This is a genomic window from Nocardia wallacei (assembly GCF_029869545.1).
GTDB lineage: Bacteria > Actinomycetota > Actinomycetes > Mycobacteriales > Mycobacteriaceae > Nocardia > Nocardia wallacei_A.
The window spans coordinates 26,567-34,803 of sequence record NZ_JARWQD010000107.1 but is presented as its reverse complement, the minus strand read 5'-3'; the positions used below and the strand labels follow the sequence as shown (position 1 = coordinate 34,803).

Genomic DNA, 8,237 nt, shown 5'->3' with positions numbered 1-8,237 from the left:
CCCCCCAACCCCCCGCGGGGGGGCCTCCCCCCCCCCCCCCCCCCCCCGGGGCCCGTTGAAAAAACCCCTTGCCGCGCCGCCCCCCCCCCCCGCCGCGCCCGCCGCGGCCCTGCACCGCTTCTACGACACCCGGCTCACCGAGTGGTCACCGTGCATTCACGCCGCCATCGAGCGAGGTGAGCTGCCCGCCGGAACCGACTCTCGCACAGTCCTTTCCGCCGTCTCCGCCCCGCTCTACTATCGGCTCCTGGCCAGCGGCGATCCCATCGACGACGGCGCCGCCACCGCGGCCGCCGACGCCGCCGTTCTCGCGGCCCGCGCCGGGTTGTTCGCGCCCGAGACAGCCGGGCCGTGACCCGCCGATGCCCCCACCGCGGCGGTCATCCGCCCGCCGGACGATCCAGATCTATGCGGATGGTGAGCAGGTCGGTGCCGAGCATGCGGACGTTCCAGCTGTTGAACCTCGGGAGGCTGCGCAGCCGCGCACGCGCATCGTCCTCGGGCAGCGGATGCGCGGTGCCGGAATACCAGCGCGAGCGAATCTGCAGGCGCACACGGGGATTCGCGTCGATATTGCGGACATAATCCGAGGCGCGGCCGTGATCGCTGACCATCCAGAACGAGCCGTCGACAACCCGGCCGCCGACGGGAGTGCGGCGCGCCCGGCCGGTGCGCCTGCCGACGGTTTCCAGCAGGGCCTGGCCGGGCAGATGGCCGACGAGGCGGCGCATCAGGGGGTTGGCGATACGCCGGTGGTACCAGGTCACGCGGCGCCGCTTGGCGATTGTCGAGTTCATAGTGTCACCACTCTTATGGGTACCAATGGTCTCGACAAGTCTTGTAGGTACCGCCAGTTCCGTCAAGAGCTAGTCTGGTCGGATGCCGAACACCCGCGCGCATACCGGCCGCCGCCGCAACGACGCCGCCCGCCGGGCGATCCTGACCGCCGCCACCGAATTGCTGGCCCGCGCGGGCGGCCCCGCGGTGACGATCGCCGAGATCGCGGCCGCGGCCGGTGTCAGCAAGCAGACGATCTATCGGTGGTGGCCGTCGAAGGGGGCGGTCCTGCTGGAGGCGATGACGGACTGGGCGCGCAGCAGCGCCCCCGACCGCGATACCGGCACGCTGCGCGAGGACCTGACGGCCTTCCTGACAGCCACCTTCACCGCGGCGGCCGCGCCACCGGCCGCGGCGCTCCTGCGGGCCGTGCTCGCCGAGGCCCAAACCGATCCGGCGACAACGGAATTGCTCGAGGAGTTCGCCCGCGACCGCCGGGAGGTCTTGCACCGCATCCTGAACCGCGCCCGCGGCCGCGGCGAGCTGCGCACCGAGGCCGACCTCGAGCTGCTGGTCGACCAGGCATACGGCGTCCTCTGGTACCGGCTGGCCGTCGCCCGTACGCCGCTCACCGCGGAAACCGCTGCACGGCTGAAGGATTCACTGCTCACAGCCGCAACACCGATGAACGCCGGGTGAGGACCTGCGCGTGGATTCAGGCGACCCATGATGGATCTCGGCCGGTCAGGCCGAGTACGCGGTCCCAGAGCGGCGAATCGTCGCCCACGGCCACGGTCGGGCCGAACAGGCCGGGGGTTCCGTCGGGTGGCGTATCGCGCAGCCACTCCATAAGCACCGTCAGATCCTTCTCGGCGGGCACGTACGCCTGACCGGTGGCGCGGGCGAGATCCCAGCCGTGGATGACCAGTTCGTCGAGCGCGACCACAGCCATCGCGGCGGCGGGCATTTCCACCCCGCCCGCTTCGGTGTTCCCCTCCCGGGCACCCGGCTCGCGCCATGCGGCCACCAAGGTCTTCAGCTGCGCGGGGATCCGGGTGCGCCAGTCGTCGGGCAGCGATCGATGCGGCCCGGTCTCCGGCGCCACCGAGCGGCCGACCGACTCCTTGGTGGCCGCCTGCCGGAACGCCTCGGTGAGGTCGATCACGTGAACCAGCAGCTCGCGCACAGTGACATCGGACGGCGTCGGAGCGGCCAGCCGATCATCGGCTATACCGGCGACCACCGCCTCCAGTCCCGTCGCGGCCGCCTCCAGATCGAACACCGAATCGGTCATGATCGCCTCCTGCTCGGCATGACATCCCGCTGTGCGGGCACTCGATCGATGAGACGGGGCGCGCCACCGGAATTCATCGCTCCGGTGCCGCGCGGCCTTGCGGCTGCACGCACACCCGCGCGTCGCAACCCACTCGTTAGCTGCGAAAAACGCTGGTAGCGAGGAGAATTGGAGGATGAAGGGCGATCGAGTGGAAATCGTGGTCGATACCGGCAACGGATCGCGTCAGTACGAGGTGACCGCGACCCGGGCCGGGCGCCGCGTCGAGGTCCGCATCGCGCGGGGCGTCGTGGAGGTCAGTGAGATCACACGCTCCGGCACGGCCGTGCGGACCGCGCGGTTCATGGCCGGGCGCACGCTGGCGCTGGTCGAGTATCCGGCCGACGGCGGGCCGCGTCCCGGCGAGTGACCGAGGACAAATGGCCGAAAGGTTGCCAGGTCCGGCCGGTCGGCGCATTCTCGATGGTGCCGACCACACGGCCCGGCATATCGGCCCGCCCAGCGAAAGGAGCATCCGATGACCGATCGCATTATCGATCCCGACGCCATCGACACGGTTCCGGAGGCCGATTACATGGAGCAGACGGTCCCCGCGTACCCGGGTGCCGAGGATGACGACACCGAGACCGAGACGCCGGTCGGCACGGCCGAACGGGAAGCCACCGAGGCCGACGTGATCGACCAGTCCATCCCGGTTCCGATCGACGACGACTACGAGAACGGTGCCGAGGACGCCGCCTACTGACGGCGCCCCGCGTTATCCGTCTATTCCCGCGCGCACCATAGCGTGCAGCTCACGCAGGCTGGAGCGCTCGGTCGCCACCTCGAGCACCCGGATGCCGTGCGCATGGCCGGTGAGCTCGACGGCCAGCTCGTCGGGATTCACCTGCCGATGCGGGATGCGGTAGGCCGCGCACAGCGCCGCGAGATCCATTCCGTGCGGCGTCCCGAACACCCGCTCGAACACCCCCGCATACTGCGGGTCGCCCTGTTCCAGGAGTTCGAAGATGCCGCCGCCGTCGTCGTTGGCGACGACGATGGTCAGATCGGCCGGGCGCGGCTCGCCGGGGCCCAGCAGCAGGCCGGACGCGTCGTGCAGGAAGGTGAGGTCGCCGATCAGTGCCACCGTCCGCCCCGGATGGCTCAGCGCGGCGCCCACCGCGGTGGACACGGTGCCGTCGATACCGGCCACGCCGCGGTTGGACAGCACCTTCACGCCCGGGCGCGGATGCGACACCAGCGCGGCGTCGCGCACCGGATTCGATGCGCCCAGCAGTAGCTGATCGCCGTCCCGCAGCGCGTCCATGACCACGGCCGCGACGTGCAGGCCCGTCGGCTTGGGGTGGTTGGCCAGCTCGGACCGCACCACCTGGCAGGCCTTCGCGTTCATCTCGGCGCAGTATTCGACCCACTCGCGGCGCGGGGCACCGCTGGTGATGGCACGCGTCCCGGTGCCGACCACATTGCCGGAGACGTCGGGCCAGCGCGGGCCGGTGGTCAGCGCGTAGACCGTCACGTCGGGATCGGCGAGCACCTTCGACACCTGCCGGTGCAGGGTGGGCCGCCCGGTGATGATGGCCTGGCGCGGCTTCAGCAGCGACAGCGCCATCGGGTGCAGCGCGGGGCCGTGCATGGGCGCGGTGGGTTCGGCGACCGTCGGCAGCTGCGCCAGCTCGGGCCGATGCCCCGCGCCGTGGCCCGAGACGACCACCGTGTCGGGCGTCAGGTCGATCTCCAGCGGCACGTCCAGCGTCGCGTACTGCGTTGCGGTCCAGGGCTTCCGGTCGGCGCGCCCGCCCGGGAATGCCTCGTCGGGCAGGGCGTCGGGCACCAGCGGCTCCCGCAGCGGGATGTCGAAATGCACCGGCCCCGCATTTCCGGACCGGGTGCCGCGCGCCGCGGCCAGCACCCGGCACACCGCCGCGCGCCACACGCTGTTCTGGCGCCGGTAGTCGTCCTCGGCCTCGGCCAGCCCCAGGCTGATCGCGGCGCGGACCTGGCTGCCGAACAGGCCGAACTGCTCGACGGTCTGGTTGGCGCCGCTGCCCAGCATCTCGTAGGGCCGGTTCGCGCTCAGCACGATCAGCGGCTGGCGGGCGTAGTTGGCCTCCAGCACGGCGGGCCCGAGGTTCGCCACGGCCGTTCCCGAGGTCATCACCACCGGCACCGGGCGGCCGCTGGACACGGCCAGGCCGATCGCCAGGAATCCCGCCGTGCGCTCGTCGATGCGCATGTGCAGCCGCAGCCGACCGGCGGCGTCGGCGGCCTGTAAGGCGAAGGCCAGCGGCGCATTTCGCGAACCGGGACACAGCACGACATCCTGCACACCCCCGCGCGCCAGTTCGTCCACGACGACCTGCGCCTGTGCTGTCGAAGGATTCACACCCCCAGCCTCTCAGACAGTGTGCCGCCGTGGAGAGTCGACCCGCTCACACCTATGCCTTGAAGTTAGGTTTTGCTAACCTAACCAACATGGCCAAGCGCACCAAACACCTCAAGCCCGAGGAACGGGAAATCCTCACCGCCGAGGTCGTCGCGAGCAAGCGGATCAGCCCGAACTTCGTCCGCGTCACCCTGGGCGGCGCGGGCCTGAACGGGTTCGTCCCGATGGGATTCGACCAGTGGTTCCGGCTGTTCCTGCCGAACCGGGACGGCCTGCGCCTGCCGACAGCTTCCAGCAGCCTCTGGTACGCGCAGTATCTGATGATGAGCAAGGAACAGCGTCCGGTGGTGCGCAACTACACCGTGCGCGAGTTCCGCCCGGCCGGACAGGGAGGGTTCGGCGACACCGCCGAGCTGGATATCGACTTCGCCATGCACGGCGAGGACACGCCCGCCTGCGAGTGGGCGAGCAGCGTGGCGGTCGGCGGTCAGGTGGGCCTGCTCGACGAGGGCATCATGTACCAAGCGCCGCAATACAGTTCGTGGTCGCTGCTGGTCGGCGACGAAACGGCGCTACCCGCCATCGCGGGCGTGCTGCGGTCGGCGCCGCGGGATCAGCAGGGGGCGGCGTACCTCGAGATCACCCACCCCGACGACGAGCAGGAACTGGGCGAACCCGAAGGCGTGCAGGTGCATTGGCTGCTGCGCACCGATCCGACCACGGAGATCGGCGGGCCCGCCCTCGCGGCCGTGCGGGCCGCGGAACTGCCCGGCACCGGCGTCTACGCCTTCGTGGCGGGCGAGCAGAAGCTGGCCGCCGGCGTGCGCCGGCACCTGGCCAACGAGCGCGGAGTTCCCAAGGCGGACATCACCTTCACCGGCTACTGGCGCATCGGCAAGGCCGCGGGCGAGATGTAATCCGCGACGCGGTCTGTGGCCGCCCCGCCGTTCGTGCCGAACGACGGGGTCACGAGTCCACAACCCGCCGTGACGAATCGCGGCCGATTATCCGGCGTGACGCTGGACCAGGTCGCCGACTCGCGGAAGTGCCTCGGTCACGTGCTTTTTCGCCGAGGAGCGCACCGCGGAGTACGCCTTCTTCAGGGCCGGGCGCGAGGAGCTCTCGGCCCGGGCGTCGGTCACCGAGAGCAGGGCCTCGGCAACCTCGTCCTGCTTGCTGACCAGCAGGTCGGCGAACCGGCCGTTACCCGAGGCCTGGTAATCGGCCCAGTACGGCTCGAGCTGCTCGACGAACTTCGGCGCGAACGACTCCAGCGCATCCGACACGATGGTCGGGCTGACCTTCTTCGCCGCCGCGTACGCACCCTTCACGGCCAGGCCGGACGCGCCACCCTTGTCCGACACCTCCGCTTCCAGAACCTCCTGGGCATCGGCGATGAAGGCCGGACGCTTGGCGTCATCGAGCAGGGATTCAGACAGTGCTGCAACCACTTTCAGGTTCCTCCGGATAGTTTTTCGATGAGCGAGCGCACGCAACTATACGCATCGGACGAACCTGACACACGGGTCCGACCCGCTACGGCTGCCACGGCAGCAACTGCACCATGAGCCCTTCACAATCGGCCAGCAATGTTTCAGATTCATCCAGCAGCCGGGCGGTGACGAAGGTCTTGCGGCCCTCGATGCGGTCCACGGTGCCCTCGACCTGGAGCGGCGTCTCCAGCGGAGTGACCTTTCGGTAGTTCACATGCAGGAACGCGGTGCGGCTGATCGGGCGCCCGGCGTAGTGCACCAGCGAGCCGAACAGGTCGTCGAACAACAGCGGCAACACGCCGCCGTGCACGGCATTGTTGCCGCCGAGATGGAACCGCCGGAACTGCCCGCGCATCCGGACGCCGGTGGGCCCGGCCTCGATCACCCGCCACGGCGGCATGAGCAGGCTGCCGCGCCCGGGCAGCGTGGTGACCCGCCCGGCCGGGCCCTGCAGTTCCGGCGCCCGGTACGGCTCCAGGAAGTCGATCAGCTGGCGCGCCCGCGCCAGCGCCTGCCCGTACTCCTCGTCGGTGCAGTCGACCGAGACCGCCAGATCCTGCAGCGTGCGCATGGCCTCGACGAACGCCCCGAAATTCGGCCCGGGCTGCGCCTCGGCGATCTTGGGAAAGCCGCCGTGCTTCTCGTAGCGATCATCGTCGACCGCGCTCCGGTCTATAACCGGTTCCACCCGCTCACTCATACCTGCACGGTAACCCGCGTTCTTACACCGTCCAACCGAACTCGCCGGTAGGAGACGCACACCGCACACCCCGCTGCGGGAAACCACCGGGGAACGACCCCTGCCAAGATGGCTCTCGTGACGTTCAATCCGAAGCTGTGGGAGCCCGTCGCCGGGTTCGAAGACCTGACCGATATCACCTACCACCGGCATGTCGAGCAGGGCACCGTGCGCGTGGCGTTCGACCGGCCGGAGGTGCGCAACGCCTTTCGGCCGCACACCGTCGACGAGCTGTACCGCGCGCTCGATCACGCACGGATGACCCCGGACGTCGGCGCGGTGCTGCTCACCGGAAACGGCCCCAGCCCCAAGGACGGCGGCTGGGCCTTCTGCTCCGGCGGGGATCAGCGCATCCGCGGCCGCAGCGGCTACCAGTACGCCAGCGGCGAGACGGCCGACACGGTGGACAAGGCCCGCGCCGGGCGGCTGCACATCCTCGAGGTGCAGCGCCTGATCCGGTTCATGCCGAAGGTGGTCATCGCCCTGGTGAACGGCTGGGCCGCGGGCGGCGGGCACAGCCTGCACGTGGTGTGCGATCTCACGCTGGCCAGCCGCGAGCACGCCCGGTTCAAGCAGACCGATGCCGACGTGGGCAGCTTCGACGCCGGGTACGGCAGTGCGTACCTGGCGAAGATGGTGGGCCAGAAGTTCGCTCGCGAGATCTTCTTCCTCGGGCGTCCCTACACGGCCGAGCAGATGCATCACATGGGCGCGGTCAACGCCGTCGTCGACCACGACCGGCTCGAGGACGAGGCGCTGGAGTGGACCGCCGACATCCTCGGCAAGTCGCCGCAGGCGCAGCGGATGCTGAAGTACGCGTTCAACCTCACCGACGACGGGCTGGTCGGCCAGCAACTGTTCGCGGGCGAGGCCACCCGGCTGGGATACATGACCGACGAGGCGGTCGAGGGGCGCGACGCGTTCCTGGAGAAGCGCAAGCCGGACTGGTCGCCGTATCCGTGGTACTTCTGATTCCGGCAAAAAGCACGCCGGAAACATCGGGCCATCTCGGCGCACGCCGGAACGAGCGTGGTGGCATCTAGGCTCGATCCGTGGATATTCTCAGCAGTCGGGTCATTTTGCGACCGGCGAATTACGAGCGAACACTGGCGTTCTATCGGGACGGGCTGGGGCTGGCGATCGCGCGGGAATACCCGGGCGGCACGGTGTTCTTCGCCGGGCAGTCGCTGATCGAGGTGGCCGCGCACGGCCGCGCCGCCGACGCTCCTACCGGCTTCGCGGGCGCGCTCTGGCTGCAGGTGCGCGACGCGGAGGAGACCGCGGCCGAACTCGCGCGGCGCGACATCGTCATCGATCGCGCGCCGGTGCGGGAGCCGTGGGGTTTGATCGAGATGTGGGTACGCGACCCCGACGACGTGCCGATCGTGCTCGTGGAGGTGCCGCCGGAGCACCCGATCCGCCGCGACACCCGGCCGCCGCGGGACTGATCCGCGCGACAAGCGAATTCCCCGCAACGCGAGCCGCCTTACCATCCGGCAGTAGCAACTCCGACGGCGGCCTGGCAAGCGCATTAACGGATCGATAACGCAC

The 8,237-nt window shown here is 69.9% G+C and carries 12 protein-coding genes; 7 read left to right on the top strand and 5 right to left on the bottom strand.

From position 1 onward, the window contains the following. Nucleotides 1–355: TetR-like C-terminal domain-containing protein (locus QH290_RS07645; protein WP_280382362.1), on the top strand; the 355-nt coding region annotated here is incomplete at its 5' end. 25 nt (nucleotides 356–380) lie between these two features. On the opposite strand, the gene QH290_RS07640 is transcribed toward QH290_RS07645, so the two are convergent. Beyond that, entirely contained in the window at nucleotides 381–797 is a 417-nt protein-coding gene (locus QH290_RS07640) for a nitroreductase/quinone reductase family protein (protein WP_280264838.1), read from the bottom strand. Between the two features lie 82 nt (nucleotides 798–879). Between QH290_RS07640 and QH290_RS07635 the strand changes: the two genes are divergently transcribed. Further along, entirely contained in the window at nucleotides 880–1,476 is a 597-nt protein-coding gene (locus QH290_RS07635; protein ID WP_280382361.1) for a TetR/AcrR family transcriptional regulator, read from the top strand. A 16-nt stretch (nucleotides 1,477–1,492) separates the two neighbouring features. Here QH290_RS07635 and QH290_RS07630 read toward each other — a convergent pair whose 3' ends face one another. Beyond that, nucleotides 1,493–2,071 carry a TIGR03086 family metal-binding protein gene (locus QH290_RS07630; protein ID WP_280382359.1) on the bottom strand — a complete coding sequence of 193 codons (579 nt, stop codon included), beginning with the start codon at nucleotides 2,069–2,071 and terminating at the stop codon, nucleotides 1,493–1,495. Nucleotides 2,072–2,246: 175 nt separating this feature from the next. Between QH290_RS07630 and QH290_RS07625 the strand changes: the two genes are divergently transcribed. Together QH290_RS07625 and QH290_RS07620 are read left to right on the top strand one after the other, a co-directional pair. Then, complete coding sequence (locus tag QH290_RS07625) at nucleotides 2,247–2,480, top strand: hypothetical protein (protein WP_280264841.1); 234 nt, start codon at nucleotides 2,247–2,249, stop codon at nucleotides 2,478–2,480. A 108-nt stretch (nucleotides 2,481–2,588) separates the two neighbouring features. Continuing rightward, nucleotides 2,589–2,816, top strand: coding sequence for a hypothetical protein (locus QH290_RS07620; RefSeq protein ID WP_280382357.1), 228 nt, complete (start codon nucleotides 2,589–2,591; stop codon nucleotides 2,814–2,816). Between the two features lie 12 nt (nucleotides 2,817–2,828). Here QH290_RS07620 and menD read toward each other — a convergent pair whose 3' ends face one another. After that, on the bottom strand, nucleotides 2,829–4,454 hold the full coding sequence (menD, locus tag QH290_RS07615) for a 2-succinyl-5-enolpyruvyl-6-hydroxy-3-cyclohexene-1-carboxylic-acid synthase (protein WP_280264843.1): 1,626 nt from the start codon (nucleotides 4,452–4,454) through the stop codon (nucleotides 2,829–2,831). Between the two features lie 89 nt (nucleotides 4,455–4,543). On the opposite strand from menD, the gene QH290_RS07610 reads away from it, so the two are divergent. Continuing rightward, entirely contained in the window at nucleotides 4,544–5,371 is an 828-nt protein-coding gene (locus tag QH290_RS07610; protein WP_280382355.1) for a siderophore-interacting protein, read from the top strand. Between the two features lie 87 nt (nucleotides 5,372–5,458). Here the strand turns inward: QH290_RS07610 and QH290_RS07605 are convergent, their stop codons facing one another. After that, nucleotides 5,459–5,905 (bottom strand): DUF6918 family protein, encoded by a 447-nt coding sequence (locus QH290_RS07605; RefSeq protein ID WP_280264845.1) that lies wholly within the window; start codon nucleotides 5,903–5,905, stop codon nucleotides 5,459–5,461. An 85-nt stretch (nucleotides 5,906–5,990) separates the two neighbouring features. Then, nucleotides 5,991–6,647, bottom strand: coding sequence for a PaaI family thioesterase (locus QH290_RS07600; protein WP_280264846.1), 657 nt, complete (start codon nucleotides 6,645–6,647; stop codon nucleotides 5,991–5,993). 108 nt (nucleotides 6,648–6,755) lie between these two features. Between QH290_RS07600 and QH290_RS07595 the strand changes: the two genes are divergently transcribed. Further along, nucleotides 6,756–7,658: a 1,4-dihydroxy-2-naphthoyl-CoA synthase gene (locus tag QH290_RS07595; RefSeq protein WP_280264847.1), complete on the top strand. Its 903-nt coding sequence runs from the start codon at nucleotides 6,756–6,758 to the stop codon at nucleotides 7,656–7,658. Nucleotides 7,659–7,738: 80 nt separating this feature from the next. Beyond that, on the top strand, nucleotides 7,739–8,134 hold the full coding sequence (locus QH290_RS07590) for a VOC family protein (RefSeq protein WP_280264848.1): 396 nt from the start codon (nucleotides 7,739–7,741) through the stop codon (nucleotides 8,132–8,134). Nucleotides 8,135–8,237 lie beyond the last annotated feature (103 nt).